The organism is Streptomyces sp. CB02009 (assembly GCF_001905825.1).
Lineage (GTDB): Bacteria > Actinomycetota > Actinomycetes > Streptomycetales > Streptomycetaceae > Streptomyces.
On sequence record NZ_LIVV01000001.1, the window covers coordinates 1,108,798 to 1,134,625 of the forward strand.

24 protein-coding genes and 1 pseudogene are annotated in these 25,828 nt (G+C 72.0%); 19 read left to right on the forward strand and 6 right to left on the reverse strand.

Annotation, left to right across the window (positions count from 1 at the left end; translation table 11 throughout):
- Positions 1 to 36 precede the first annotated feature (36 nt).
- Positions 37 to 1,002 (forward strand): LLM class F420-dependent oxidoreductase, encoded by a 966-nt coding sequence (locus AMK27_RS04935; RefSeq protein ID WP_073902754.1) that lies wholly within the window; start codon positions 37 to 39, stop codon positions 1,000 to 1,002.
- A gap of 58 nt (positions 1,003 to 1,060) precedes the next feature.
- On the forward strand, positions 1,061 to 1,900 hold the full coding sequence (locus AMK27_RS04940) for a class II glutamine amidotransferase (RefSeq protein WP_073902755.1): 840 nt from the start codon (positions 1,061 to 1,063) through the stop codon (positions 1,898 to 1,900).
- Positions 1,901 to 2,006: 106 nt separating this feature from the next.
- Here AMK27_RS04940 and AMK27_RS42940 read toward each other — a convergent pair whose 3' ends face one another.
- Together AMK27_RS42940 and AMK27_RS04945 are read right to left on the reverse strand one after the other, a co-directional pair.
- Entirely contained in the window at positions 2,007 to 2,153 is a 147-nt protein-coding gene (locus tag AMK27_RS42940; protein ID WP_198955795.1) for a hypothetical protein, read from the reverse strand.
- 48 nt (positions 2,154 to 2,201) lie between these two features.
- A complete protein-coding gene (locus AMK27_RS04945) occupies positions 2,202 to 2,561 on the reverse strand; it encodes a hypothetical protein (RefSeq protein ID WP_073902756.1) in 360 nt (119 codons plus the stop codon).
- A 189-nt stretch (positions 2,562 to 2,750) separates the two neighbouring features.
- Here AMK27_RS04945 and AMK27_RS04950 point away from each other — a divergent pair, with 189 nt between their 5' ends.
- From AMK27_RS04950 to AMK27_RS04980, 7 genes are all read left to right on the forward strand, one after another.
- Complete coding sequence (locus AMK27_RS04950) at positions 2,751 to 2,975, forward strand: DUF6458 family protein (RefSeq protein ID WP_073902757.1); 225 nt, start codon at positions 2,751 to 2,753, stop codon at positions 2,973 to 2,975.
- 61 nt (positions 2,976 to 3,036) lie between these two features.
- Positions 3,037 to 3,411 carry a hypothetical protein gene (locus AMK27_RS04955; RefSeq protein ID WP_073902758.1) on the forward strand — a complete coding sequence of 125 codons (375 nt, stop codon included), beginning with the start codon at positions 3,037 to 3,039 and terminating at the stop codon, positions 3,409 to 3,411.
- 106 nt (positions 3,412 to 3,517) lie between these two features.
- Complete coding sequence (locus AMK27_RS04960; protein ID WP_073902759.1) at positions 3,518 to 3,901, forward strand: hypothetical protein; 384 nt, start codon at positions 3,518 to 3,520, stop codon at positions 3,899 to 3,901.
- A gap of 506 nt (positions 3,902 to 4,407) precedes the next feature.
- Entirely contained in the window at positions 4,408 to 8,427 is a 4,020-nt protein-coding gene (locus AMK27_RS04965) for a HAMP domain-containing protein (RefSeq protein ID WP_073902760.1), read from the forward strand.
- A gap of 390 nt (positions 8,428 to 8,817) precedes the next feature.
- A complete protein-coding gene (locus AMK27_RS04970) occupies positions 8,818 to 11,301 on the forward strand; it encodes a SpoIIE family protein phosphatase (protein ID WP_445194838.1) in 2,484 nt (827 codons plus the stop codon).
- A gap of 91 nt (positions 11,302 to 11,392) precedes the next feature.
- Positions 11,393 to 11,761, forward strand: coding sequence for an STAS domain-containing protein (locus AMK27_RS04975; RefSeq protein WP_073902761.1), 369 nt, complete (start codon positions 11,393 to 11,395; stop codon positions 11,759 to 11,761).
- 50 nt (positions 11,762 to 11,811) lie between these two features.
- A complete protein-coding gene (locus AMK27_RS04980; protein ID WP_073902762.1) occupies positions 11,812 to 12,999 on the forward strand; it encodes a PP2C family protein-serine/threonine phosphatase in 1,188 nt (395 codons plus the stop codon).
- 224 nt (positions 13,000 to 13,223) lie between these two features.
- Here AMK27_RS04980 and AMK27_RS04985 read toward each other — a convergent pair whose 3' ends face one another.
- A complete protein-coding gene (locus AMK27_RS04985; RefSeq protein WP_073902763.1) occupies positions 13,224 to 13,736 on the reverse strand; it encodes a MarR family winged helix-turn-helix transcriptional regulator in 513 nt (170 codons plus the stop codon).
- Positions 13,737 to 14,263: 527 nt separating this feature from the next.
- Between AMK27_RS04985 and AMK27_RS04990 the strand changes: the two genes are divergently transcribed.
- Complete coding sequence (locus AMK27_RS04990; protein WP_073902764.1) at positions 14,264 to 14,746, forward strand: ATP-binding protein; 483 nt, start codon at positions 14,264 to 14,266, stop codon at positions 14,744 to 14,746.
- A 249-nt stretch (positions 14,747 to 14,995) separates the two neighbouring features.
- Positions 14,996 to 15,421 (forward strand): SsgA family sporulation/cell division regulator, encoded by a 426-nt coding sequence (locus AMK27_RS04995; RefSeq protein WP_073903968.1) that lies wholly within the window; start codon positions 14,996 to 14,998, stop codon positions 15,419 to 15,421.
- Positions 15,422 to 15,475: 54 nt separating this feature from the next.
- Here AMK27_RS04995 and AMK27_RS05000 read toward each other — a convergent pair whose 3' ends face one another.
- Positions 15,476 to 15,901, reverse strand: coding sequence for an ATP-binding protein (locus tag AMK27_RS05000; RefSeq protein WP_073902765.1), 426 nt, complete (start codon positions 15,899 to 15,901; stop codon positions 15,476 to 15,478).
- Between the two features lie 297 nt (positions 15,902 to 16,198).
- Here AMK27_RS05000 and AMK27_RS05005 point away from each other — a divergent pair, with 297 nt between their 5' ends.
- A complete protein-coding gene (locus AMK27_RS05005) occupies positions 16,199 to 17,038 on the forward strand; it encodes an RNA polymerase sigma factor SigF (protein WP_073903970.1) in 840 nt (279 codons plus the stop codon).
- Between the two features lie 188 nt (positions 17,039 to 17,226).
- Positions 17,227 to 17,499 carry a GlsB/YeaQ/YmgE family stress response membrane protein gene (locus AMK27_RS05010; RefSeq protein WP_073902766.1) on the forward strand — a complete coding sequence of 91 codons (273 nt, stop codon included), beginning with the start codon at positions 17,227 to 17,229 and terminating at the stop codon, positions 17,497 to 17,499.
- Positions 17,500 to 17,549: 50 nt separating this feature from the next.
- Here AMK27_RS05010 and AMK27_RS05015 read toward each other — a convergent pair whose 3' ends face one another.
- Positions 17,550 to 17,969, reverse strand: coding sequence for a MerR family transcriptional regulator (locus AMK27_RS05015; protein ID WP_073902767.1), 420 nt, complete (start codon positions 17,967 to 17,969; stop codon positions 17,550 to 17,552).
- A 55-nt stretch (positions 17,970 to 18,024) separates the two neighbouring features.
- Between AMK27_RS05015 and AMK27_RS05020 the strand changes: the two genes are divergently transcribed.
- Positions 18,025 to 18,996, forward strand: coding sequence for an SDR family NAD(P)-dependent oxidoreductase (locus AMK27_RS05020; protein WP_073902768.1), 972 nt, complete (start codon positions 18,025 to 18,027; stop codon positions 18,994 to 18,996).
- Between the two features lie 174 nt (positions 18,997 to 19,170).
- Positions 19,171 to 19,542 carry a hypothetical protein gene (locus tag AMK27_RS05025; RefSeq protein WP_073902769.1) on the forward strand — a complete coding sequence of 124 codons (372 nt, stop codon included), beginning with the start codon at positions 19,171 to 19,173 and terminating at the stop codon, positions 19,540 to 19,542.
- A gap of 19 nt (positions 19,543 to 19,561) precedes the next feature.
- Here the strand turns inward: AMK27_RS05025 and AMK27_RS05030 are convergent, their stop codons facing one another.
- A complete protein-coding gene (locus AMK27_RS05030) occupies positions 19,562 to 20,296 on the reverse strand; it encodes a hypothetical protein (protein WP_073902770.1) in 735 nt (244 codons plus the stop codon).
- Positions 20,297 to 20,681: 385 nt separating this feature from the next.
- Here AMK27_RS05030 and AMK27_RS05035 point away from each other — a divergent pair, with 385 nt between their 5' ends.
- From AMK27_RS05035 to AMK27_RS05050, 4 genes and pseudogenes are all read left to right on the forward strand, one after another.
- Complete coding sequence (locus tag AMK27_RS05035; RefSeq protein ID WP_241847304.1) at positions 20,682 to 21,242, forward strand: hypothetical protein; 561 nt, start codon at positions 20,682 to 20,684, stop codon at positions 21,240 to 21,242.
- 339 nt (positions 21,243 to 21,581) lie between these two features.
- A pseudogene (locus AMK27_RS05040) lies at positions 21,582 to 24,345 on the forward strand (helix-turn-helix transcriptional regulator); the annotation flags it as partial.
- 138 nt (positions 24,346 to 24,483) lie between these two features.
- Positions 24,484 to 25,317 carry an SDR family oxidoreductase gene (locus AMK27_RS05045; protein ID WP_073902772.1) on the forward strand — a complete coding sequence of 278 codons (834 nt, stop codon included), beginning with the start codon at positions 24,484 to 24,486 and terminating at the stop codon, positions 25,315 to 25,317.
- 34 nt (positions 25,318 to 25,351) lie between these two features.
- Positions 25,352 to 25,783 (forward strand): hypothetical protein, encoded by a 432-nt coding sequence (locus AMK27_RS05050; RefSeq protein WP_073902773.1) that lies wholly within the window; start codon positions 25,352 to 25,354, stop codon positions 25,781 to 25,783.
- Positions 25,784 to 25,828 lie beyond the last annotated feature (45 nt).

Below are 25,828 nucleotides of genomic sequence, written 5' to 3' on the forward strand. Positions count from 1 at the left end.
ACGTTTCAGGGGGCGCGAAGCGGAAAGTCGCCCCTTATGGTGCGTATCGGGTACACGATGATGACCGAGCAGGCCGGCCCCCGGGACCTCGTCGACCACGTGGTGCGAGCGGAGCGGGCGGGATTCGACTTCTCCGTCATCTCCGACCACTCCTTCCCCTGGCTGGAGGCCCAAGGGCACGCGCCCTACGCGTGGAGCGTGCTGGGCGCCGCCGCGCAGGCGACCTCCCGGATACCGCTCATGACGTACGTGACCTGCCCGACCCTCCGCTACCACCCCGCGGTGGTCGCCCAGAAGGCGGCCACGATGCAGCTGCTGTCCCAGGGGCGCTTCCGGCTGGGTCTCGGATCGGGTGAGAACCTCAACGAACACATCGTCGGCGCGGGCTGGCCTGCCGCTCCCGTCCGCCTGGACATGCTCGAAGAGGCCGTGGAGATCATCCGTTCCCTCCTCGACGGCGGGTACGTCAGTCACCACGGCCCCCACTTCGACGTCGAGAACGCCAGGATCTGGGACCTCCCCGACGATCCGCCCCCGATCGGGATCGCCGTCTCCGGAGACCGCTCCTGCGAGCTCGCCGGCCGCCACGGCGACCTGCTCATCGCCACCGAGCCGAAGAGGGAGCTGCTGACCGCGTTCGGTGCGTACGGAGGCGCCGGCAAACCGTGCGTGGGCCAGCTCCCGGTCTCCTACGACCCCGACCGCGCGGCGGCGGTGGCCCGGGCGCACGACCAGTTCCGCTGGGCGCTCGGGGGCTGGAAGGTCAACGCCGAACTCCCCGGCCCCGCGAGCTTCGAGCAGGCATCGTCGCGCACCAGGCCCGAGGACGTCGCGGATGCCGTGCCCTGCGGTGACGACGTCGACGCCTTCGTCGAGGCGGTGCGCCCCTACAGCGACGCCGGGTTCACCGAGGTCGCCCTGGTCCAGGTGGGCGGCGACCGGCAGGAGGCCTTCCTGGACTGGGCCGAGACCACGCTCCTGCCGGCCCTGCGGGAGCTGTGATCCGTGGCAGCGGTGACCTGCGTCGGCTCGAAGCAGGCCTGAAGGAGATGTGGTCCTTATGTGCCGGTGGCTCGCGTACTCGGGTTCTCCGCTCCTGCTCGACGCCGTGCTCTACCGCCCGGAGCACTCACTGATCAACCAGAGCCTCCATGCGCGGATGGGGGTCGAGTCGACCAACGGCGACGGTTTCGGTATCGGCTGGTACGGCTCGGACGGGGACGGGACACCGGCGGTCTTCCGCGACGTCGGGCCCGCATGGAACAACCGGAACCTGCGAGAGCTCGCCGCGCACGTCCACTCGTCCCTGTTCTTCGCCCACGTCCGCGCCTCCACGGGCTCCGCGGTCCAGCAGACGAACTGCCATCCCTTTCGCCACGGTCGCTGGCTGTGGATGCACAACGGGGCCATCGCGGACTTCCCCCGGCTGCAGCGGGACCTGTGCATGGCCGTCGACCCGGTGCTCTTCCCGTTCATGGAAGGCTCGACGGACTCCGAGGTCATGTTCTACCTGGCGGTCACCTTCGGCCTCGACCAGGACGTCCCGGGAGCGGTCGCCCGGATGGCCGGCCTGGTCGAGCGGCTGGGGGAGCAGCACGGCGTTCCGGAACCCCTGCAGATGACGGTGGCCGTGAGCGACGGAGAGCGCGTCTGGGCCTTCCGCTACTCAAGTCAGGGAAAGACCCGCTCGCTCTTCTACAGCAGCAGGGCCGAGACCGTCCGGCGCCTCCACCCCGAACTGGAGTACCTGGGGGAGATCTCCGACGAGACCCGCATCGTGGTCTCCGAGCCCCTGGGCGATCTGCCCGGGGTGTGGAACGAACTGCCCGAGGCGAGTTACGCGGTCATCCCCGCGGGCTCGGCCCCCGACCACATCCCGTTCGCGCCGACACCGCAGTGACGCCCGCGGGGCGCTGCCCCTGTGTCGGCGCACAGGGCGACGCCCCGCGCAGTCGTGCCGCGCGGGGCGTCGTTCCACCGGGGCCGCCCGGCCGGATGAGCGGGCGTCAGCGGCGGCCGCGCAGCTTGGTGAGGAGGCGCTGTACCTGGGAGCGGCGGCGGGGGTCGGCGGCGGCCCGGCGGACGGACGCCGCCGCGCTGCGGCCCTGCGGGCTGGCGGCGAATCGTTTGATCCGGGTGAGTATGGCGCTCATGGGAGTCTCCTTGGGTCGCAAGGGCGGGACGTTCCTGCGGGGGATCGCCTAGCGGAAGAACGCCAGGTAGTAGTCGACGAGCCCCATCCGGTGCGGCTCCTCGTCGTCCTGGTCGCGGTCGGGGCCGGGCTCGAACTGCGGCGCGTCCTCGATCTGCTGCTTGGAGCAGCCGATGTCGAGCCGCTCCCCGTCGGGGTCGACCGAGGTCACGACACCCGCCGGCACGATGACGCGTCTGCCGGGGATCCAGGGAGCCGTGTCCACCACGACATGGGCGCGGCCGGCCGTGGGCTCGTGCTTGTCGACCGTTCCCGCGAACCCGTCCGTGGCCTCGACCCTGTACCCGGTCAGGTCGAGAAGCGCCGCATGGGCCGCGCGCTCCCCGTAGGTCCAGATGTCGTACGCCATGGCTGTCTTCCTTCCGTCGAGGGCGAGTGCCACCGGGCTTCGTGTGCTGTCACTCCGTGTTGCCCGTCGCGGCCGTCCCACACCCACCGGATTCGCGGAACCCCGAACCCGCCGTGCGCCGCGGGGGTGAATGATCCCCGGAGAGCCGGGTACGCGGACGCTGTCCAACCCCCTCGGGAGGGAGCAACCATGGGTCTGGGACTCTTCATCATCATGATTGCCGTCGGCGCGATCCTGACCTTCGCGTCCGACTGGGAGCTCGAAGCCGTCGACCTCGACCTGGTCGGCCTGATCCTCATGGCCGTCGGCTTCCTCGGAACCGCCGTGTACACGAGCGTGCTGCGCCGCCGCCGGATGGTGGTCCCGCCCGTCGCGCCCACGGTCACCGAAGACAGCCGGCGCGACCTGCTCTGAGGCGGCCCGCTCGTTCGGCGCCGCGACGGACACCACGTACAGCGACAGAGGAGTGAGATTGATGACCGACCGCACCTGGTCCTACAGCACGGAATCCGGCCACCTGGCAGGCATCGACCTCATCGGATGGCGGGTCGAGGCGACCGACGGGCACATCGGCAAGGTGGACAAGCACTCCGACGAGGTGGACGACTCGTACCTGGTCGTGGACACCGGCGTCTGGATCTTCGGCAAGGAGGCGCTGATCCCGGCGAGTGCGGTGACCCGCATCGACCTGGAGGACTACACGATCCACCTCGCCCTGACCAAGGAACAGGTGAAGGACGCCCCCGAGTTCGTCTCCGACAAGCACCTCGCGGACCGGCAGTACCGCGAGGAGATCGGCCAGCACTACCGCACCGGCGGACCCTTCTCGGGCGGCACCGGCGCCATCTGAGCGGACGTGGCCCGGGTCCGTCCCGGGGCACACGGCAGCGGCACGGGGAGCCGGTCCGGTACGGCGCGCGAGGTTTACCCCGGGCGCATCCGGAGAGACGGCCTCCATGAGTGCTTCGGAGAAGAGCGGACAGAACCAGATAGCCTGGACCGGGCCGTACCTCGTGCCGGACTACACCGACGCGGCGGAGGCGTACGACCCGGATACGGCTGAGGCGTACGGCCCCGACGCGGTGGAGGCCTACGCGGACCTGGGGGAGCCGCCCGTTCTTCCGGACCCGTTGCCCGAGGAGGTCCGTACGGCCGCGCAGGCGGCCCGCGGCGCCGGGAACACGCTCTGGACCGCCGTGCGCGCGCACCAGGCCGCGGCGGCGGGTGCCGCAGCCGGCACGGCGGCCGCGCTCACCCTGGCGTACGTGCTGGGGCGGCGGGCGCGGCGGCGTCGCCGAGGACCGGTGGCCAAGCTCCTCGAAGGCCGTATCCGAGTCTGAGGGACTCGGCTCCCGTCTCCTTCTCGGCTTCTCGGCGGGCGCGTGCGCGCCGTACCGCGTGTTCCCATCCCCCACCGCGACTCGTACCGCGAGTCCCCATCTCCCCGCCGCGATCCATACCGCGTATCCCCATCCCCCCACCGTGACCCGTACCCCGGTCCCCGGCGTGAACGAGCCCGGCACTCCCCGTTCGGAGCGTGCCGGGCTCGCCCGCGTGTTCGGGCGGGCAGCGCCGGGGGCGTCCCCGTCCTCCCCGCCGTCCTCTGGCTCCGCCCGAGCCCCTTTCCGAGGGGCCCGGGGAGGCGCCGGAACCCGGGCCGACGGCGCGTTCCGGCCGGATGACTCGGCACCGCCCTCCTCTTGTCGATCACGGACCGGTAGTGTCTTCATCATTGCCGTACGGCAACGATCACGGCCGGAGTCGTCCTGGGAGAGCGGGCGTCCGAATCTGTGACCGAAACCGAACGGACCGTAACTGCGGGCTTGTTGCTGAACGAGGATGGGGCATGTCTGACACGACGACCGAAGGCTCCTCGACCTGGGTGGTGCCTGGACCGGCCGCGGTGGGCGAGCCCGAGCTGCGACAGCTCCTGGCCGGGCTCACCGCGGTGCGGGACGGTGACTTCGGTACCCGGCTGCCCGACGAGGCCGAGGGCCTGATGGGCGAGATCTCCACCGTGTTCAACGGGATGCTCGACCAGCTCTCCCTGTTCACCTCCGAGGTGACCCGGGTCGCCCGCGAGGTCGGCACGGAGGGGACCCTGGGCGGGCAGGCCGCGGTGCCCGGAGTCTCCGGGACCTGGGCCGACCTCACCGACTCGGTCAACGCGATGGCCGGCAACCTCACCACCCAGGTCCGGGACATCGCCCAGGTGGCCACGGCGGTCGCCAGGGGAGACCTCTCCCAGAAGATCGACGTGGACGCCCGCGGCGAGATCCTGGAGCTCAAGAACACCATCAACACGATGGTCGACCAGCTCTCCTCCTTCGCCGACGAGGTCACGCGCATGGCCCGCGACGTGGGCACCGAGGGCATCCTCGGCGGGCAGGCCGACGTGAAGGGCGCCTCCGGCACCTGGCGCGACCTGACCGACTCCGTCAACTCCATGGCGGGCAACCTCACCGCTCAGGTGAGGGCGATCGCCCATGTCGCCACCGCGGTCGCCACCGGCGACCTGTCCAAGAAGGTCGACGTGGACGCCCGCGGCGAGATCCTGGAGCTGAAGACGACCATCAACACGATGGTCGACCAGCTCTCGGCCTTCGCCGCCGAGGTGACCCGCGTGGCCCGCGAGGTGGGGACCGAGGGCAACCTCGGCGGCCAGGCCACCGTCCGGGGCGCCTCGGGCACCTGGAAGGACCTGACGGACAACGTCAACGTGATGGCGTCCAACCTCACCGGGCAGGTGCGTTCGATCGCCCAGGTCGCCACCTCCGTGGCCCGCGGTGACCTCTCCCGCCGGATCACCGTGGAGGCCAAGGGCGAGGTCGCCGCGCTCGCCGACACCATCAACACCATGGTGGACACGCTGTCGGCGTTCGCCGACGAGGTGACCCGCGTCGCCCGCGAGGTGGGCACCGAGGGACAGCTCGGCGGCCAGGCCCGGGTGCCGAACGTGGCCGGCACCTGGAAGGACCTCACCGACAACGTCAACTCCATGGCGAACAACCTGACCGGTCAGGTCCGGAACATCGCCCAGGTCACCACCGCGGTCGCCAACGGCGACCTCTCCAAGAAGATCGACGTCGACGCCCGCGGCGAGATCCTCGAACTCAAGACGACCATCAACACCATGGTCGACCAGCTGTCCTCCTTCGCCGCCGAGGTCACCCGCGTCGCCCGCGAGGTCGGCAGCGAGGGCCGGCTCGGGGGACAGGCCGAGGTCGAGGGCGTCTCCGGGACCTGGAAGCGGCTGACCGAGAACGTCAACGAGCTGGCCGGCAACCTCACCCGCCAGGTCCGCGCCATCGCCGAGGTCGCGAGCGCCGTCGCCGAGGGCGACCTGACCCGCTCGATCACCGTCGAGGCATCGGGCGAGGTCGCCGAGCTCAAGGACAACATCAACGCGATGGTCGGCTCGCTGCGCGAGACGACGCGGGCCAACCAGGAGCAGGACTGGCTGAAGTCCAGCCTGGCCCGGATCTCCGCCCTGATGCAGGGCCACCGGGACCTGTCCGTCGTCGCCGATCTCGTCATGGACGCGCTGACCCCGCTGGTCGCCGCCCAGTACGGCGCCTTCTACCTGGCCGAAGAGGGAGAGGGCGGCGTCGAGCTCGGTCTCGTCGGCTCCTACGGCCGACCCGCCGGCGACCGGAGCCGGGACCGCTTCCGGCTGGGGGAGTCGCTCGTGGGCCAGGCCGCCCGCGGCCGCCGCACCATCGCCGCCGAGAACGTCCCCGCCGACTACGTCACGATCTCCTCCGGACTCGGCAGCACGGACCGGGGCAGCCTCGTGGTGCTGCCGGTCGTCGTCGAGGACCAGGTGCTCGGGGTGATCGAGCTCATGTCCTTCAGCCCCTTCACCTCCGTGCACCGGGACTTCCTGGAGCAGCTCCTGGAGACGGTCGGCGTCAACATCAGCACCATCATCGCCAACGCCCGTACCGACGAACTGCTCGACGAGTCCCAGCGCCTGGCCGGCGAACTGCGCTCGCGCACCGAGGAACTCCAGGTGCGGCAGGAGGAGCTGCAGCGCTCCAACGCCGAACTGGAGGAGAAGGCGGCCCTGCTCGTCACCCAGAACCGCGACATCGAGGCCAAGAACCTGCAGATCGAGCAGGCCCGGCAGGAGCTCGAGGACCGCGCCCAGCAGCTCGCGCTGGCCTCGAAGTACAAGTCCGAGTTCCTGGCCAACATGAGCCACGAACTGCGCACCCCGCTCAACAGCCTCCTGATCCTGGCCCAGCTGCTGGCCCAGAACCCGACCCGCAACCTCACGGCCAAGCAGGTCGAGTACGCCGGCATCATCCACTCGGCGGGATCCGACCTGCTGCAGCTGATCAACGACATCCTCGACCTGTCCAAGGTGGAGGCCGGGAAGATGGACCTCAACCCGGAGCGCGTGCCCCTGCGCAGGCTCCTCGACTACGTCGAGGCCACCTTCCGCCCCCTCACCTCGCAGAAGAGCCTCGCCTTCTCGGTCGCCACCGCCGCCGGTGTCCCCGTCGACCTGGTCACCGACGACTCCCGGCTCCGGCAGGTGCTGCGGAACCTGCTCTCGAACGCCGTCAAGTTCACCGAGCACGGCAGCGTCGAACTCCGCATCGAACCGGCCGCGGACAACGAGCTCCCCGTGTCGGTCCACCGGGGCGGCCCCGTCGTCGCCTTCCGCGTGACGGACACCGGCATCGGCATCGCCACCGAGAACCTGGAGGCCATCTTCGGCGCCTTCCAGCAGGCCGACGGGACGACCAACCGGAAGTACGGCGGCACCGGTCTCGGCCTCTCCATCAGCCGCGAGATCGCCTATCTGCTCGGCGGTGCCCTCACGGTCACCAGCGTGGCGGGCGAGGGCAGCACCTTCACGTTCTACCTGCCGGTCACCCGTACCGACTTCACGGAGAAGCCCGTCCCCGCCGCCCGCCCGGCGGAGGCCGCCGAACTCCCCGCACCGGCCCCGGGCGCCTCGCCCGCGCTGCCCGCCGGACCCGGCGCGGCGGCGGCCCGGCCGACACGCCGCCTCCTCGTGATCGAGGAGCGCCCGCGCGGGCTCCTCGCCGTCGTCGCCGAGAACGCGGTCACCCAGCTCTCCGCCGACGGGCGGCACGCCGAGCGGACGGACATCGAACTGATCGCGGTCGTCGGCCCCCAGGAGGCCGCCACCGCGCTCGCCACCCAGCCGTTCCACTGCGTCGTGCTCGACGTCGACATGGCGGACGGTGACGCCCTGCGCTTCCTCGGTGCCATGGACGGCGACGAGGCGCTGCGTACCGTCCCGGTCCTCGCGCACAACAACCGCCGGCTCCCCGCCGACGAGGAGGGCGCCCTGCAGGAGCTGGCCCGCCGTCGTCCGCTCGAACTCCTCTCCAGCCTCGACGAGCTGCGCGAGCGGATCGCCCTGCACCTGTCGGCCGAGCAGCCCGGTGACGTCGTGCCCCTGGTTCGCGGGGACCACTGGGCCCCGGCACCCCAGGCCATCGACACCACCCTGCACGGCAGGACCGTCCTCGTGGTCGACGACGACGCCCGCAACCTCTACGCCCTCACCGGCATCCTGGAGCTGCACGGCGTCACGGTCCTGCACGCGGAGAACGGCCGGAAGGGCATCGAGGCGCTCCTGGCCAACCCGGCCGTGTCCCTCGTCCTGATGGACGTGATGATGCCGGAGATGGACGGCTACACCGCGACGGCACGGATCAGGGAGCTGCCGCAGTACGCGGCACTGCCCGTGATCGCGGTCACCGCCAAGGCCATGCCGGGCGACCGCGAGAAGAGCCTCGCGTCGGGCGCCAGCGACTACGTGACCAAGCCCGTCGACGCCGACGAGCTCATCGCCTGCGTCGGCCGCTGGCTGAACGATGCCTAGCCCCGCGACCGACCCCGTCGGGCCGACCCGCATGCCGCGGCGCGCCCCGCGCCGCTCCGGCGCACCGTGTCCCCTTCCGTTTCCGTTTCCGCGTGACGGCCGCGAGGCCGTCCTGACCGAGGAGTCGCCGTGGTGAGTGACCCCCGCTTCCGGGACGGAGACCCGTCTGCCGGGCGTCATGAGGAGGGCGTCCCGGCCTCTGAGTCTTTCGAGGCGCCTGAGGTGCCCATGGCTCTTGAGGCGGCTGGGGTGTCTGAGGCGGCTCAGGCGCCCGTGGCCCTTGAGGTGCCTGAGGTTGCTCGGGTCTCTGAGGTCTCTGAGGTCCCTGAGGTCCCCGTGGCCCTTGAGGTGCCCGCGAACCTCGTGACCGCCGCGGCCCTCGTGACCGTCGTGCCCCCCGCGACCGACGAGGTGCCCGCGACCCCGGCCGCCACGGACGGCCCGGAAGCCTCAGAGGCCCCGGAGACACCTGCCGACGTCCTCCCTCCCTCCGACGGCGAACGCCCGTCGACCCGCGGCGACTGCACCGACGGCAGGCTGTCCGCCACGGTGGAGCGGCTGCGCGGCGAGGTGCGCGCGGCGCACGCGGCGACCGAGGGACGCGCCCTGATCGAACTCGCCAAGGGAGTCCTCATCGAGCGCCTGGGCTGCGGCCCCGCCCAGGCGGCCCGGCAGCTCGCCGAACTCGCCGACCGGGCCGGCCTCTCCCGACTGGAGCTGGCCGCGGACATCATCAACCAGGCGGCCAGGGACCAGGTCGCCGAGGTCGCCGGCGACTTCGTCAGGACGACCATCGGCGATCCCGGCGAGTCCAGTGATCCCGGCGCCACCGGGCCCGCCCCCTCGGTCGCCGTGCGCCTGCGCACGGCGGAGAGCGCGGCGCTCAGCGCGGGCGACACCCAGGCCGTCGCCGATTCCCTGCTCGCGCACGCCCTCGAACCCCTCGGCGCCGCCGCCGTGGCGATCTGGACCACCGGCCCCGACACGTCGCTGAGCCTGCGCGGCCACGCCGGGTTCGGCGCCGACGAGGCGGCCCGCTGGCACTACGTACCCCCCGGGGTGACGACCGCGGCCCGGCAGGCGCTGACCGGCCGCCGCACCGTCTGGTACCCCTCCCTGGCCGCCGCCGGCATCCCCTCGATCGGCCGCACGCGCCACCCCGACGGAGGCCGGGTCGTCGTCCCCGCCGGGACCGGCGGCCGTATCCACGGCGTCCTGGAGATCTGCTGGGCCCGCCCGCTGGACCCCCAGCCGCAGGCCGTGGAACGTCAGATCGAGGCGCTCGCGGAACTCTGCGCCCACACACTGGAGTCGCTGCCCGAGCAGACGGCCCCGGCGCGCTCCCTCGTCCCCGCCGGGGACGGATCACGGGAGCTGGCCGAACTGTCCGACGGGCTCTACGACCCCGCCCTCGTCCTGACCCCGCACCTGGACGAGGCGGGAAGGCTCGCCGACTTCCGCATCCGGCACGCCAACGCGCACTTCCAGGACCCGGCGGGCCGCCCGCGCAGCGCCGTCGACGGAGCGCTGCTCCTCGAGGCGTACCCCGCGGCGGGCGACGAGAGCGAACTCTTCGGACAGATCGAGCGGGTCCACGCCACCGGCGAGCCCTTCCGTGCCCGCCGCACCCGGCTCACCGCCCTCGTCGACCAGGTGCCGCTCACCTCGCTCGCCGACATCAGCATCAGCCGGCACGGAGGGAGCGTCCTCCTCATCTGGCGCGTCGAGGACGAGTCGGCGCGCCTGGCCAGCCTGCTGCAGCACGCCCAGCGTCTCGGCCGGGTCGGCGCCTTCGAGGAGGACGCCCTCACCGGGGACATCACCTGGCACGGCCAGCTCTTCGAGCTCTTCGGCCGTCGCCCGACCGAGGCGCCGGTCGCCCTGCGCGACCTGGCCGGCCACGCCCACCCCGACGACTCCGGCGTCATCCGGCAGTTCCTCCAGACGGTGCTGCAGCAGAGGCAGGTGGGCTCCGCCTCCTTCCGCATGCTGCGACGCGACGGAGTCACGCGGCACATCCGGGTCACCGCCGAGCCCGCCCAGGGAGTCGACGGCGGCCTCGAGACCGTACGCGGCGCCTACCAGGACATCTCGGCGCAGCACTGGACCGAGGTCGCCCTCACGGCCACCCACGACCGGCTGGTCGCCACGGAGGAGGCCGCCGAGGAACGCAACCGGCTCACCCTCCAGCTCCAGCACGCCATCATGCCGCCGGTCAAACCCCCGCTCGACGCACCGGACCTCGACGTCGCCGTGCGCTACCGCCCGGCCGAGTCCGAGTCCCTGGTCGGCGGCGACTGGTACGACGCCGTCGTGCTGCCTTCCAAGAAGGTGCTCCTGTGCGTCGGGGACGTCGCGGGCCACGGAGTGGAGGCCGCCACCGCGATGGTGGTCCTCCGCAACGCCCTCCGCGGCCTCGCCGTCACGGGCGCGGGGCCGGGGCAGCTCCTGTCCTGGCTCAACAGCGTCGCCCACCACCTCACCGCCCACGTCACGGCCACCGCGGTCTGCGGGATCTTCGACCCCGACACCCGCACGCTGCGATGGGCCAGGGCGGGGCACCTGCCGCCGGCCCTCGTCCGAAGGGGCAAGGCGGTCGACCTGCCGCTCCTGGGCGGGCTGCTGCTGGGTGCGCTCGCCGAAGCCGAGTACGAGGAGTCGGAGCTCCGGCTCGAATCCGACGACATCGTGCTGATGTACACCGACGGTCTCGTCGAACGGCGGGACACCCCCGTCCAGGACTCCGTCGCCCAGCTGCTCGCCGTCGCCCAGTTGCCCGCCGACAGCCTCGAACAGCGGCTGGACCAGCTGCTGGCACGCAGCAAGTCGGACACGGACGACGACACGTGCGTGGTGGGTGTCCAGGTGTCCTGACCGCCCCGGCGCCCGACCCCGGGCCGCCCCGCCGACGACCGTGCGCAGACCGTCCGCCCCACGACCTTCCCCCACCCCGAAAGCAGGGAACATGCCCGAGCGAGAACCGAACCTGGACATCGACGTCGAGATCCGCGACGCCCGTACCGCCGTGCTGTCCGTGGCGGGTGAGCTGGACATGGAGACGGCCGGCCGGCTCAACGAGCACCTGGTGGAACAGCTCGGGCAAGGACGGCACCACCTGGTCCTCGACCTGTCCGGGCTCGACTTCATGGACTCCTCGGGCCTGAACGTTCTCATCAGGTCGGTCCACCGGGCACGGGAGGACGGCGGAGACCTGTACCTTGCCGCGCCGAACCCTGCGGTGCGACGCATCCTGGAGATCACCGGGCTGGCGACGACGCTCCCGCCGCACGACCGTGTGGCGGAGGCGCTGGCCGCGGCCGGCGCCGGAAGATAAAGGAAGGGGCCCGAGTCCCCGGGCACGGCACCGGGGACCGGAGAGGAAGGATGAGACAGACCGTGCACGAGATCTCCGACGTCGAGCAGGAGCTCCGCCGAGCGGCTCCGCACCAGTTGGTGGACGTCGTCGAGGAAGTCCTGCGGAAGCACTGCGGCGCCCTGCGGGTGGAACTCCGCCTGGCCGACTACGGCATGCGGTCGCTCCAGCTCGTGGGACACGCCCCCGGCGCGGAAGCGTCGGTCCCGATCCACGACAGCCCGCAGGGACGCGCGTTCGGTGCCCAGGAGCCGTACTCCGACAAGGGCCCCTCGTCGGTCCTGCTCCACCTGCCCGTCACCGTCCGCGGAGACCGGCTGGGCGTCCTCACCGCCGAACTTCCCCCGGAGACCGACATCCGACCGCTGCTCACCGGACTCGACCGGGTCTGCGCCGCGCTCGGCCACGAGATCCTGGTCGCCGAGCGGGACACGGACCTGTACGTCCTGGCCCGGCGGGCGAAGCGGCTCACGCTCGCGGCGGAGATGCAGTGGCAGCTGCTGCCCGGCCTGTCGTGCGCCCGCCCCGAGTTCTCCCTCGCCGCCCATCTCGAACCCGCCTACGCCATCTTCGGAGACAACTACGACTGGTCGGTCTCCGACGGCCGTCTCACCCTCACCGTCACCAACGGCATGGGCGAGGGCATCGAGGCGGCCCTGCTGACGAACCTCGCGATCAACGCGCTCCGCAACGCCCGCAGGGCCGGCCTCTCCCTCGCGGACCAGGCCGCGCTGGCCGACCAGGCCGTGTACGCCCAGTACCGGGGTGCCGCCTTCGTGTCGGTCCTCCTCCTCTGCTTCGACCTGGCCACGGGCGAGGTGGAGGCCGTGGACGCAGGTTCGCCCCGCCTCTGGCGGCTGCGGGGCCCCTCCGTCGATCCCATCGTCTTCGAGGCACAGCTGCCCCTCGGCATGTTCGAGGACACGGTGTACGCCCCCCAGCGGTTCACCGTCCGGCCGGGGGACCGGCTGCTCTTCGGCAGCGACGGCGTGTACGCCGCCGTCTCGCCGGCCGGGGAGAGCTACGGAGACCGCGCGCTGGCCCGCGCGCTCAAGGGAACGAGGCTGCTGCCGCCCACGCAGGTCCCTCAGGCGGTGCTCCGGGAGCTGACCACCCACCACGGCGGCGGCCCGCTGGAGGACGACGCCCTCGTCGTCTGCCTCGACTGGCACGGCGCCGCGTCACCGGAGGCCGAGTGACGCCCGTGCCCGCCCACGCCGGTTCCGGCCCGGCCCCTGCTCGTCCGCGGGCCCGGGCGTCCGCTCCGGCCCCGCGTCCCGCTCCGGCGTCCGCTCGGCTCCGGCGCCCGCTCCGGCTCGGCCCGGGCGCACACCTCGGCTCGGGCATAAGCCTTGGCCCGGGCGCACACCTCGGCCCGGGCATACGTCTCGGGTCGGGCATACGCCTCCGCGTCGCGCGCGGATCAGGCCGAGCTGACGTCCTTCAACGGCGTGCGCGGGCGTGCCGCGCCGGTCGGCCCGCGCTGCTCCAGCGCCTCGTGGAACCCCGTGAGCCCGCGCAGCAATGCCTTGCGGCTCCGCGGCGACATGGCGGCGATGACGGCGAGCAGGGCCTGCTCGCGCTGCGCCCGGAGCTCCAGCAGGTACGCCTTCCCCTGCACGGTCAGATGCAGCTCCAGCTGCCTCCGGCTCACGGGACTCGGCAGGCGCTGGACGAAGCCCAGCGCCTCCAGCCGGTCGCACATGCGGCTCACCGAGGGCGGCGCGGAACCGAGCAGATCGCCGAGGGTGCGCAGGCTGATGCCCTCCTCGCGGTCCAGGCTGTACAGCACGCGCAGCTGACTCGCCGAGACCGGTGTCGCCGACACCATGTCCCGGCCGCGTTCCCACAACACCTCCAGCAGCTCGATGAGCTCCCGGGCGGCCTCGGCGGCCCGCTGCGGTTCCGGCGCGGACGGGGCGGCGTCGCTGTTCATGTCTGCCGACACTCCTCGGGCGCCCGGGGCCGAGGACGCGGGCCTTGGAACGGACCGGTCATCTCCACACCTCTCCAGAAGGCGGTACGGATCCGGTGGATCGGCACGCGACAGCGGAAGGAACACTCCGCGAGGCGGCACCACACCTCTTTCCGGCCCCCCTCCGTACCCGTCCCGCGCAGCTGTACCCCGCGTCCTCCGCGGACCTGCTGCTCATCGGCTGAGGCTTCCCGGCGCTGCCGGGTCCCCGCGGCGCCGGTGTGGGCACCGGCCGAGACGCGTACGTATCCGTGGACGCGACCCCCGCCGGTCGCGTCGTCCGCACCTGTCAACCATATCTTTCCCGTGGTGGAGGGCCCACGGCGGCCGTCTACCCGCGCGTCACGGTCCCAGGCCCGCGCAGCCCCCTCCGTGAAGCGTTACCGGTGTGTGATCCGCGTCGAGACCGGTGTGGAAACCATGAAGAGGGGAAAGGCGGGGTACGAGGTGCCCCAGCGCACCCACCGAACGAGGGGAGTACCAGCGCCATGACGGACGCGATGACCGCGGAGCCCGCGGCACGGGATCCCTTGCTGTCCGCGAGTGTCGTCTACGAGACCGCCGCCGGCGGCGCGATCGCCGCCGCCCGTGCCTTCACGGCCGACTTCCTCGCCGCCGCCCCCTCCGTGCGGCGCGTGCCGGTGACCGGCGAGCGCGTCGAGCTGGCGCAGTTGGTGGTCAGCGAGCTCGTGACCAACGCCGTCCGGCACACGGCCGGCCCCTGTCGACTGCTCCTGGAGCTGCGCGAGGACATGCTGGAGATCTCGGTGTTCGACCGCGAGCCCGCCGCTCCCGTACCCCGCGGACACGACCCCCGCCGGATCGGACAGCACGGGGTCGAGATCGTCGTCGCCGTCTGCGAGAGCCTGAGCGTGGAGCCGCACCCGGAGGGGAAGCGGGTGCGGGCCTGCCTCTCCCTCCTGGCGGGGTACGCCGACACGACGACCCCGCTGGACCGGCACCCGGGCTGATACACCGCCGAACGACACGCCGAACGACACGGCGGACGGACCCCGGCTCTCGCCGGTCCCTCGCGGGCGACTGCCCCCGGCCCCTGGCGGACCGTGCTCCGGCACCGTCCGGGGGGCCTGCTTCCGCGACCTTCACGAAACCGCGACGCCATCGGCGCATCCGTCTCGTGAGCAAGAGGTGTAGCGGGGATGGGACGGGTCAAGCGGACACCGCACCCCTTCCCCACGTCCCCTCGGTCGGAGGACCTCATGCCCCAGCCCCCCGTCGCGCCCCTTCCCTCGCCGCGCGTCCTCACGCAGCCCATACCCATGGAGCTGCTGACCCCGGACGCGGCGGTCGCGATCGACACCACCGTCAGCTACACCTCGCGCGACCCCCACGCACTGACCATCGTCTTCCACCTCCTGGGAGAGGATCCCGTCGTGTGGCGCGTCGACCGTGAGATGGTCCTCGCCGGATCGCTGACCGCCACGGGCGCGGGAGAGGTCCACCTGCGACCCGCTCCCGACGGGCGGCTCCTCCTGCGGCTCGGCCCGGCCGGGCACTGCGCCATGGTCAGGTGCGACCAGGAAGGCCTCGCCCGCCTCGTACGCGACACGTTCGCCCTGGTGCCGCAGGGCACGGAGGAGAAGCACATCGACTGGCAGCCCCTGCTCGCCTCGCTCAGGCGCTGACGTGCGGCATGCCGAGAGCCCCCGTACGCGGACACGTGAAGCGGGCGGTGCTCCTCATTCCGGCCGGGCGGTCGGCCAGGGCGGACCGAAGCAGACGATGACGTCCTTGCCCCGCGGGCAGGAGCGGATCCGTACGTCGTCGGCGACCGCACCGATCAGCAGCATGCCGCGCCCGCCCAGGGCCTCGTCGTCGGGGTGGCGTGGCTCGGGGACACGGGGCGACGCGTCGTGCGCGGTCACGTGCAGGCACTCCTCGTCCCAGGTGAGGATCAGCTGCGCGTCGCTGCGGGCGTGGACGTGGGCGTTGGTGACCAGTTCGGACACGGCGAGCACCACGGAGTCCACCAGGTCCGGCGCGGTACGGTCCCAGCCGAGGGTCGCCAGATGCTCTCGTGTCCAGTCGCGTGCCGTCTTCACGCCGCTGCCGAGGGGCAGCGATCGTGCCCAACCGACGGCTCTCAACGAGGGATCGCGTTCCATGTCTCTCCTTAGGTCGACCGGGTCCTGGGTCTCTGTCTTACGCCTTCCTTCTGCCCAGCGACCTGTGGAAGAAGCGGGCCCCCGGCACGCGAGGGCTCCGGCGGGCAGCGCGGGGCGGGCTGCTGAGACCCCCTCACATGAGGAGCGCGACCCGCCGATCCACCTGGGGTTTCGCGCCTCGGTAAACTTTCGAGAATTCGTCGGTGTGGACTTCGAGGCTCAGGGTAGGCGAGCTGACACGGGGCCACGTCCCGTCTTCGGGACACACGTGAAAGGGGAAACGGCGTGACGCTCACCATGATGTCGGCCAAGGGGATCGAGACCGGAACGGGAACGCTGCCGGTGATCCCGGACGCGCTGGCAGTCGCGCCGAAGGACGCACGCGCCCTGTCGAAGGTCTTCTTCCAGGAGCTCACCGTGCTGGAGGAGGGGACGCACGAGTACCAGTACGCGCGCAACACCCTCATCGAGATGAACATGAGTCTGGTCCGCTACGCGGCCGGGCGGTTCCGTCATCGCGGCGACGAGATGGAGGACATCGTCCAGGTCGGCATGATCGGACTGATCAAGGCGATCGACCGCTTCGAGCTCTCGCGGGAGGTCGAGTTCACCACCTTCGCCGTGCCGTACATCGTCGGGGAGATCAAGCGGTTCTTCCGTGACACCTCCTGGGCGGTGCACGTACCCCGCCGCCTGCAGGAGGCCCGGGTGGAGCTGGCCAAGGCGACCGAGGAGCTGAGCACGCGCCTGGGCCGGACCCCCACGGTCAAGGAACTCGCCGAGCTGATGAGCCTCACGGAGGAGGAGGTCACCGAGGCCCGGCTGGCCTCCAACGGCTACAACTCCTCTTCGCTCGACGCCGCGCTGAGCGGCGAGAACGAGGACAGCGAGTCCTCCCTGGCCGACTTCATCGGCAGCGAGGACCCCGCGATGGAGCTGGTGGAGGACTTCCACGCCCTGGCCCCGCTGATCGCCGAGCTCGACGAGCGCGACCGGCAGATCCTGCACATGCGGTTCGTCGAGGAACTCACCCAGTCGCAGATCGGGGAACACCTGGGGTGCTCCCAGATGCATGTCTCCCGTCTGCTCTCCCGCACCGTGAAGCGCCTGCGTCAGGGCCTGCTCGAAACCGCCTGATCCGGCTGACGGCGGCCTCCGGCCGGCGTACGCACAGGGCGTCTGCCCGAGGAAAGCCTCGGGCAGACGCCCTGTTCCGTCTGTTCTGTGCAGTTGCGGCGCATCTGTTCGAAAGAAGCATGTTTGGTTGTGCCGATTCGGTACAGACGGAGCGTACGAACTTCTCAGGCACCAACTGGAGGCGCATCATGGGCATCATCGCGTGGATTCTCATCGGCCTGCTGGCCGGCGCGATCGCGAAGGCTCTCATGCCGGGCAAGGACCCGGGCGGCATCATCATCACCATGCTCATCGGCATCGCCGGCGGCCTGCTCGGCGGCTGGCTCGGCAAGGTGGTCCTCGGTGTCGACGCCATCGACGGATTCTTCGACCTGTCGACCTGGATCGCCGCCGTCGTCGGCTCGGTGATCCTTCTCGTCCTCTACCGCCTCGTCACGGGCAACCGGAGTCGCCACGCCTGACAGCACAGCACGTGGAGGAGGGCCCGAACACCTGGTGTTCGGGCCCTCCTTCATGCCGTCGGGTCCCAGAGCCCGCCGGCCTCGTCGCGAGCGAGGTGCTCGGCGTAGACGTCGACCTTCCAGGCGATGACGGACCGGCACTCCTCCAGCGCCTGGATCTGCGCGTCGACCCGTCGCCGATGGGCGTCGAGCAGGCGCAGTCGTTCCGCCTCGTTGCCCGGGCCGTGCCGTACGAGCTCGGCGAAGCGCTCGAGGTCGGCGAGCGGCATCCCCGACTCGCGGAGCCGGACGCAGATCTGCAGCCACTCGACGTCCGACGACGTGTAGCGCCGCCTGCCGCCCGACGTGCGCTGGACCGGTCCGACGAGCAGGCCCTCGCGCTCGTAGAAGCGCAGCGCGTGCACGCTGAGTCCGGTCCGCTCGGCCACCTCGCCGATGCCCAGCCACCGCACGCCGGCCTCGCTCGTCATCCTGCTCCCTCCCGGACTTGATCTAGACCTCGCTCTAGATCGTAGCGTCGGCGGCATGACGATGACTGATCAGCAGCCGCTCGGCTCGCCCCACTCGGCTGCCACCACCGCCACCGCCATCGTGGCCGACCGCGACCTCTCCGGCATGACCGCCGTGGTGACCGGCGGCTACTCCGGGCTCGGTCTGGAGACCACCCTCGCCCTGACGGCAGCCGGAGCCCGGGTCGTCGTCCCGGCCCGCCGACCCCAGGTCGCTCGTGCCGCGCTCCAGGGAGTCAAGGGTTGCGAGGTCCTCGCGATGGACCTGGCCGACCTCGCCGGCGTCCGCTCGGCCGCCGCGCGCATCGGCGACATCGCGGACCGGCTCGACCTCCTGATGGCCGTCGCCGGGGTCATGGCCACCCCGGAGCGGCGCGTGGGACCCGGCTGGGAAGGGCAGTTCGCCGCCAACCACTTCGGCCACTTCGTGCTCGCCTGCGAGCTCTACCCGCTCCTGCGGGCCGCCGGCGGCGCGCGGGTCGTCGTCAACAGCTCCGCCGGGCACACCCTGACCGGGATCCGCAGGCACGACCCCCACTTCCGTACCGGTTACGACAAGTGGCTGGCCTACGGCCAGTCGAAGACCGCGAACGCCCTGTTCGCGGTGCACCTGGACGCGCTCGGGCGCGATGAAGGGGTCCGTGCGTTCGCCCTGCACCCGGGGAAGATCATCACCGGTCTGCAGCGCGAGATGGCCCTCCAGGAACAGATCGACCGCGGTTGGGTGGACGAGCACGGAAACGTGATCGGTGCCGGCTTCAAGACCCCTTCCCAGGGCGCCGCCACCGGCCTGTGGGCCGCCACGTCCCCGCTCCTCGACGGGCGCGGCGGGCTCTACCTGGAGGACTGCGACATCGCCCGCGTCTCCACCCCCGACCAGCCCATGGACGACGGCGGCGTGCGCGCGTACGCCATCGACCCCGACGAGGCCGCACGCCTCTGGGACCTCTCCGTCGCCGCGACCGGCGCCACCCCGCTGCTCCGCTGAGCCGACGCAGGGATGCCGGTGCAGGCGCCTCGGGAAGGCCGCCGAGGACGCCGGGAGATCAGGGCGACGGCACTCCAGGGGGCGCTTGTCCACGCGTTCGACGAGTGGATAAGTTGATCTCCTGGCCCCAGCGGCGACGCGTGAGGTGTACCAGCCGACGGCCGAGGGAGTGCCATGGGGAACAGCGGGACCACGGAGGCCCCGCGCGGACGGACGCGCGGCGAGCGGCTGACCGAAGGGGTGACCGTCGCCGTGGCGTCGGCCCTCGCGTCGGCCCTGCTCGCCGGCCCGGCCCTGGTCTTCGGCACGACGACCTGGCATCTGGTGACGGACACCGGGACGACCGCTTTCGGCCGGGCCGTGGTGCCGGTGATCCTCCTCGCGCTCACGCTGTCGCCGCTCTTCCTGGCCCGGTGGGTGTTCCGCTCGGGGCGGCGCAGCGGCAGGGCGCGCCTGACGGCGGCGACCCCCGCGGCACTGACGCTGCTCGCGGGGTCCGTCGTGCCGTTCGCGGCCCTGTGGCTGATCCTCGTGTACGCGGACTGACCCGCCGGGGTCCGGCCGTTCAGTCCAGCGGAAGACCCTCCATCTGCGCGAAGGTGCGTGCTCCCGAGCCATGGAGCAGGCTGCCGTCACAGGCGGGCAGCTCGGCCCGCACCTTCTCCAGGCGCCTGGCATCCACATAGCCCACCGGGATGTCGCCCTTGTCGGTGAAGTCCTGCGTGTAGCGACGGTCGTTGTCCGTCCCCATCGCCAGCAGCCGCTTGCTGTCGAGGAGGACGCCGTAGTACAGCCTGTCGGAGTTCAGCTTGTCCACGGCGGAGCAGAGCACGGGCACCTCCTCGCCGCGCTGCGGGTGGCAGTCGGGCTTCGCCTGATTGCACAGTTCGGTGTCGGCCACCTTGATCACCTTGCAGCTGTCCTCGGACTCGCCCGCGCAGGCGACCGGCATGATGTTGAGGGGCGGGCTCACGGTGGGGTTTCTGTAGACACTGGCCCAGGCCGCGCTGACGGCCGTCCGGTGCACTTCGGGACGGGCGCACAGGTCGATGTCCGCCGTCCCTCCGAACTTGTCGTCCTGCACGGTCACCGCGTGCTTGTCGGGGCAGTCCCGCGAGGCGCCCTCGTCGGCCGCGCCGCCGTCGGTCGCGCTCCCGTCAGCGGTGCGCCCGTCGGCCGCACTGCCCGCGGCCGTGGGGCCGGGGGCGGCAGGCCCCTTGTCCGCCGTGGAACCGCAGGCGGCCAGGGACAACGCCAGGAGCACTCCGAGGACGGGGGAGACGAGAGCGCGGTGGGACACGGAAGCACCTCTTGTTCGGTGGGGGAAGCATCGGCGTGCCGGCGGCGACGGGCACGCGGCCGTGCCGCGGCTCGTGGCCGGGGTGCGGTGCCTGACGTGGCCGCGCTGGGGCACGGGAGCCGATGCTGGCAGGATCCGCTGCCCGAGGACGTCGGTGGAACCACGTAGGTCTCCACGTATTGGCTGCGGGGCCGACGGCACGCACCCTGAACTACGTAGGGCATGTCAGGGAAACCACGGACGCGCGGCGACGAGACGCGTGGGAGAGTCGCGCGTCGTACGTCATGAGTCGCGGTCGTCTCGCTGACGGCAGCCGTACACATCACAGGCGGTCAAGGCGGTCAAGGCGGTCCGCACGAGACGGCCTCGCAGGGGGGCGGACGGTGTGGCACGAGCGGCAGGAACGTGGGCGCGGCGGGTGGGCCTGACCGGAGCGGTGGTCAGCCTCGCGATCGCCGGATGGCTGATCTGGGTGCTTCCGGGACCCCACCTGGCAGCCGTCCTCGGGTTCGGCCCCGTGGACGGGGAGCTGAGGATCGCCTCCTGCTACGAGGCCACCGACGCGCAGGGCTATGCGGACGGCACCCACTGCACGGGCACCTACACCCCCCGTGTGCCGGGCGAACCCTCACGGCAGGTCACGCTGGACAAGGCCGCCACGTCGCACGAGCCCGGCAGCACCGTCGACGTGCGGATGGCGAGGGGCCGGGCCCATGAGCTGTCGGGCTATGCGCTGGGTACGTGGATCACCGTCACCGGGCTCATCCTCGGGCCGTTCCTGGCCCTGTCGCTGTCGTTCCGCGCCAGCGCCCGGGACGGCACGTGGAGCCACAACGGCGACTACGTGCTGGTCCTGATCGTGGCCGAGGTCGCCGCGCTCGTCCTCGGGTTCCTGGTGGGCGCCGTCGTCTCGATCGCCCTCGCCGTGATCGGCCTGTTTGACTGAGGTGACGGCGCCGCGCGGCCCACTCGATCGAGGAGACGGGGGCGCGCGGCCGATTCGACCGAGGAGACGGGCCGCGCGGTCCCGCGCCACGAGCGAGGGTGCCGTACGCGCGCGCGTGGGCGACTCCCGAGCGGTGGGCTTCCACCCAACGTGGTAGACATTGCCGTGGAGTTCGGCAGAGAAGTCACCCCCATCGGCGCGTCGGACGGCGCGGCCGCACAGCACGACGGCGGGAGCCCCCTCGTCGGCCGCTCGGCCGAACTGGAGCTGCTCGACACCGTGATCGGCGGGCTGGGCCACGGCGCCCCGTCCTTCGTCGACATCACCGGCGCGGCGGGNCAAGAGCCGCCTGATGACGGAGTTCTGCCTGCGCGCACGGAGACGAGGGCTGACCGTGCTGCGGGGCCGAGCGGCGGAGTACGAGCGGTATCTCCCGTTCCACCCGTTCGCCGACGCGTTCGCCGAACTGGACCACCTTCCGCCGCCCGCCCACGACCTCCTCGACGCGATGTCCCGCGTCATCGGCGGCCGTGCCGCCGGGCCGGCAGCGGGGCCCGTGCCCGCCACCGCCGACCGCTTCGGCCTCCACCGGTCGGTGGCCCGGCTGATGGCACAACTCGGCCGCGCCGGAGGCCTGATGGTGGCCCTGGACGACGTCCACTGGGCGGACCCGGCCTCCCTCGAACTCCTGGACCATCTCGTCCGGCATCCCGTACCCGGCCCCGTCGTCCTCGTCGTCGCCCGCCGCGACCGGCAGACGCCCACCGCGCTCACTGCGGCGCTCAGCCGCGAAGCCGCCACCGGGACGGTCCTCCGGATCGGTCTGACGCCCCTCGCGGAACGGGACTGCGTCGAAGGGCTCGCCCCCGACCTGCCGCGCGACCGGGCCGCACGACTGTACGCGGCAGGGGAGGGCAACCCGCTGTACTTCCTCTCCCTCCTGCACGCGTACCGCGAGGACGCCGCCCGTCGCCGTACGACCCCCGCGGCCTCCGCCGAGACCGACCTCGACGAACTCCCCACCGGACTCGGGGCACTGCTCCGGAGCGAACTGGCCCCGCTCACCCCGTCCCAGCATCGGACCCTGGAGGTGATCGCCGTGCTCGGCGATCACGCCGTACCCCCGATGATCCGGAGGGTGGCCGGCCGCACCGATGCCGAACTCGACGACGACCTGCACACGCTGGGACGACGCGACCTCGTACGGCCTGGCCCGGGCGGCCGCACGGTGCTGCGCCACCCGGTGCTCCGGAGCCTGGTCCACGAGTCCACGGCGGGCCGGCGACGCGTCGAGATCCATCGTGCCGCGGCAGCCGAGCTGGCCCGCACGGCCGCACCCGCCGTCGAGCAGGCCCGGCACGTCGAACGGTCGGTGACCACGTGGGACCCGCAGGCGTACGCCGTACTCAAGCAGGCGGCCGAGGAGACGGCGTCGACGGCGCCGACGAGCAGTGCGCACTGGCTCCGGGCCGCACTCCGCCTGCTGCCCGACACACCTGAGCACGCGCCCGAGCGACGGGATCTGATGCTGCGGCGCGCCCGCGCACTCGGCGTCTCCGGTGGACTGCGGGAGTGCCGCGACCTGCTGCACGAGGTGATCGGCACGGTCGGTCCCGACGAGACCGACGTCAGGACCTCGGCGGTCGTGCTCTGCGCCCTGACGGAACGGCACCTCGGAAGGTACCCCGAGGCGATCGCGCTGCTGCGCCGGGAGTCGCGCAGACGGCCGGAGCCGTCACCGTCCGACCGCGTGGCCATCGGGCTCGAACTGAGCGCGTCCGCACCGCACAGCGCCTCCTACGCGGAGATGCGGAGCGAGGTCGCACGGACCCTCGCGGACGCCCGCGAGCTCGGCAACGAACTCGGCGAGGCGGGGGCGCTGGCGGTCGCCGCGTTCGGCGAGGCCTACGAGGGCGACGTGACCGCGGCGAGCGCGTACGCGGCGCAGGCCGCCGGAGTCCTGGACGGCCTGCCCGACGGCGACCTCACCGCACTGTGCGAACCGCTGGGCAGACTGGCATGGGCGGAGGCCTTCCTGGGCCGCTACACGGACGCGGAACGCCATGCCGACCGCGGCCTCGGCATCGCCCGGCGCAGCGGACAGATCTACCTCCTGCCGCTCCTGCTGCTGTGCAAGGCACACGTACGCATCCAGACCTGCCGGCTGCCGTCGGCCCGGGAACTGGCGGACGAGGCCGAGGACATCGCCCGCGGCATCGGCAGCACTGAGCTGCTCGCCTTCGTCCTGGCCAACAAGGCCCAGGTGTGTGTCGCGGCCTCCGCACCCGGCGACCCGGAGGCACTGGCGGCCGCGGAGGAGGCCGTCGCGGCCATGGGGCCGAGCGACAACTGGCGGGCCTCCATGGCCTGGTGCATGCTCGGATACGCGGCACTCACCGGCGGCGATCCGCACCGAGCCCGGGACGCGCTCCTCAAGGCCGGGGGAGACGACCTGCGGGGACTGCAACCCTCGATGCGCCCTCTCCTGATGGAACTCCTCGTCACGGCGGCCCTCTTCACAGGTGACGTGCCGGCCGCGTCCGCGTGGGCCGAGCAGGCCGGAAGGGAAGCGGAACAGCTCGGCCTCCCCGTGCAACGCGCCTCCGCGATGCGGAGCGCGGCACAGCTCGCCCTGCACCACGGCGACGCCGGAAGGGCGGCGACGCTGCTCTCCGAGGCGGCGGCGGAGTGCGCCCGGTCGGGTGCGGTGTTCTGGGAGGCGCGCTCACTGCTGCTCGCGGCTCCCGCGATGACGGCCGCCGGGTTCGGGGCGCGCGGTGAGGCCATGTGGAAGCAGGGGCACCGGCTGGCCACGGCCGGAGGCGCGGGTCTGCTGCTCGGACTGGCCGAGCTGACGAGGCGACCCGCACCACAGCCCCACCCCCGTACGTCCTCGTCCTCCACCGTCCCGCCGCGGCTGGCCTCCTTGACGGCACGCGAACGGGAGATCGCCGAACTGGCGGCGGAGGGCCTCACGAACCGGGCGATAGCCACCAGGCTCTACCTCAGTCCGCGCACCGTGGAGACCCACCTCTCACGGGTGTTCCGCAAGACGGAGGTCGCGACGAGGGCGAGTCTCGCCGCCTTGATGGCCCGCTCCTGACGCCCAGGACTCCGCCCACGTACGCACATGCATCCCACCCGGCCGGAGCAGGAGGCGACGCACGCTTGACCTCAAGCAAGAGTGAGGTTCTACCGTCCTGTCTACGCGATCACCTGACCGACGACGGGACACCACCGCATGATCCTCGTGACCGGAGCCACCGGAAACATAGGCAGCTCACTCCTCGACGAACTGCGTGCACACGACGCCGGGCCGCTGCGTGGGCTCACCCGTGATGCCGCGCGGGCCGGCTTCCCCGAAGGAGTCGAAGCCGCCGAGGCCGACCTGTCGGACCCGGCGTCGCTGAAGCCCGCCCTGGACGGTGTGCGCGCGCTCTTCCTCCTGCCGCACCTGGGCCCGGACGCCGACATCCTCGCCGCCGCGCGGCGGGCGGGCGTGGAGCACGTCGTACTGGTCTCCTCCATCACCGTCCAGACCCACCCCCACCTCGGCCCCGCCGCCGAGAAGGCGGCGGTGGAGGAGCTGCTCAAGGCGAGCGGCATGGCGTGGACGATCCTGCGGCCGACCCAGTTCGCCTCCAACACCCTGATGTGGGCGCCCTCGATCCGCGCGCACGAGACGGTCCACGCACCGTACGCGGACACCGCGCTGCCGACCATCCACCCGGCCGACATCGCCTCCGTGGCGCGGGTGGCCCTGACCGAGCCCGGCCACCGTGGATGCACCTACGCCCTGACCGGGCCGGAGCGGGTCTCCCCACGGGGGCAGATCGAGGCCGTCGCGGCAGCACTCGGACGCCGGATCCTCTGCGCGGAGATCAGCCGCGCGGAGGCCCGCAGCCAGATGGCCGCGGTCTTCGGCCCCGAATCCGCGGACGCCGTCCTCGACGTCACCGGAGGAGACGTGAACGACGAGCTGCTGAGGGTCCGTGACACGGTTCCGCGACTCACCGGAACGCCGGCCCGCCCGTACCGGCAGTGGGCCCTGGAGCACGCCGACGCCTTCCTCTGAGCCGCGCCGGCCGGCGTGCGCTTAGGGTGTCGGGATGCCGCTGAGTCACATAGTCCTCTCGTCCGGTCGTTCGATCGAGCTCACCGAGCTGCGGATGTCCTCGGTCTACGGGGGGATGCTGGAGGGCTACCCGTGCAAGCGCGTCAACGACCTCCAGGTCAGCGGCCTCCAGCTGCAGGCGGAACGCGCGTTCCCCTCCCTGCCGGTCCACCTGGTTCCGCCCGTCCGCGCCTACCCGGACCAGTCCGGCGGCGCCTTCGGCCCTGTGGAGGTCCTGCCCTCCGTGGCGTGCATCGGTGTCTTCGGCTCGACAGCGATCGCTCCCGACCTCGACCCGGTGTTGCACCGTTCCGCTCTCACCGTGGCCTGGTTCCAGCCCACCCCGGACGTCCCGTCGGGCGAGGAAGCCGATGGTGCGCTGCGCAGCATCCACTGGGAGGAACTGGCCCAGGACTACGAGCTCTGACGACGCGTGCTCTTCACGGTGTGCGTCGCGTCCGGGCGGTACGGA

Coding starts and splice junctions, on each gene's coding strand:
- AMK27_RS04935 (WP_073902754.1), top strand. CDS start 37: ATGGTGCGTATCGGGTACACGATGATGACCGAGCAGGCCGGCCCCCGG.
- AMK27_RS04940 (WP_073902755.1), top strand. CDS start 1,061: ATGTGCCGGTGGCTCGCGTACTCGGGTTCTCCGCTCCTGCTCGACGCC.
- AMK27_RS42940 (WP_198955795.1), bottom strand. CDS start 2,153: ATGAGCGCCATACTCACCCGGATCAAACGATTCGCCGCCAGCCCGCAG.
- AMK27_RS04945 (WP_073902756.1), bottom strand. CDS start 2,561: ATGGCGTACGACATCTGGACCTACGGGGAGCGCGCGGCCCATGCGGCG.
- AMK27_RS04950 (WP_073902757.1), top strand. CDS start 2,751: ATGGGTCTGGGACTCTTCATCATCATGATTGCCGTCGGCGCGATCCTG.
- AMK27_RS04955 (WP_073902758.1), top strand. CDS start 3,037: ATGACCGACCGCACCTGGTCCTACAGCACGGAATCCGGCCACCTGGCA.
- AMK27_RS04960 (WP_073902759.1), top strand. CDS start 3,518: ATGAGTGCTTCGGAGAAGAGCGGACAGAACCAGATAGCCTGGACCGGG.
- AMK27_RS04965 (WP_073902760.1), top strand. CDS start 4,408: ATGTCTGACACGACGACCGAAGGCTCCTCGACCTGGGTGGTGCCTGGA.
- AMK27_RS04975 (WP_073902761.1), top strand. CDS start 11,393: ATGCCCGAGCGAGAACCGAACCTGGACATCGACGTCGAGATCCGCGAC.
- AMK27_RS04980 (WP_073902762.1), top strand. CDS start 11,812: ATGAGACAGACCGTGCACGAGATCTCCGACGTCGAGCAGGAGCTCCGC.
- AMK27_RS04985 (WP_073902763.1), bottom strand. CDS start 13,736: ATGAACAGCGACGCCGCCCCGTCCGCGCCGGAACCGCAGCGGGCCGCC.
- AMK27_RS04990 (WP_073902764.1), top strand. CDS start 14,264: ATGACGGACGCGATGACCGCGGAGCCCGCGGCACGGGATCCCTTGCTG.
- AMK27_RS04995 (WP_073903968.1), top strand. CDS start 14,996: ATGCCCCAGCCCCCCGTCGCGCCCCTTCCCTCGCCGCGCGTCCTCACG.
- AMK27_RS05000 (WP_073902765.1), bottom strand. CDS start 15,901: ATGGAACGCGATCCCTCGTTGAGAGCCGTCGGTTGGGCACGATCGCTG.
- AMK27_RS05005 (WP_073903970.1), top strand. CDS start 16,199: ATGATGTCGGCCAAGGGGATCGAGACCGGAACGGGAACGCTGCCGGTG.
- AMK27_RS05010 (WP_073902766.1), top strand. CDS start 17,227: ATGGGCATCATCGCGTGGATTCTCATCGGCCTGCTGGCCGGCGCGATC.
- AMK27_RS05015 (WP_073902767.1), bottom strand. CDS start 17,969: ATGACGAGCGAGGCCGGCGTGCGGTGGCTGGGCATCGGCGAGGTGGCC.
- AMK27_RS05020 (WP_073902768.1), top strand. CDS start 18,025: ATGACGATGACTGATCAGCAGCCGCTCGGCTCGCCCCACTCGGCTGCC.
- AMK27_RS05025 (WP_073902769.1), top strand. CDS start 19,171: ATGGGGAACAGCGGGACCACGGAGGCCCCGCGCGGACGGACGCGCGGC.
- AMK27_RS05045 (WP_073902772.1), top strand. CDS start 24,484: ATGATCCTCGTGACCGGAGCCACCGGAAACATAGGCAGCTCACTCCTC.
- AMK27_RS05050 (WP_073902773.1), top strand. CDS start 25,352: ATGCCGCTGAGTCACATAGTCCTCTCGTCCGGTCGTTCGATCGAGCTC.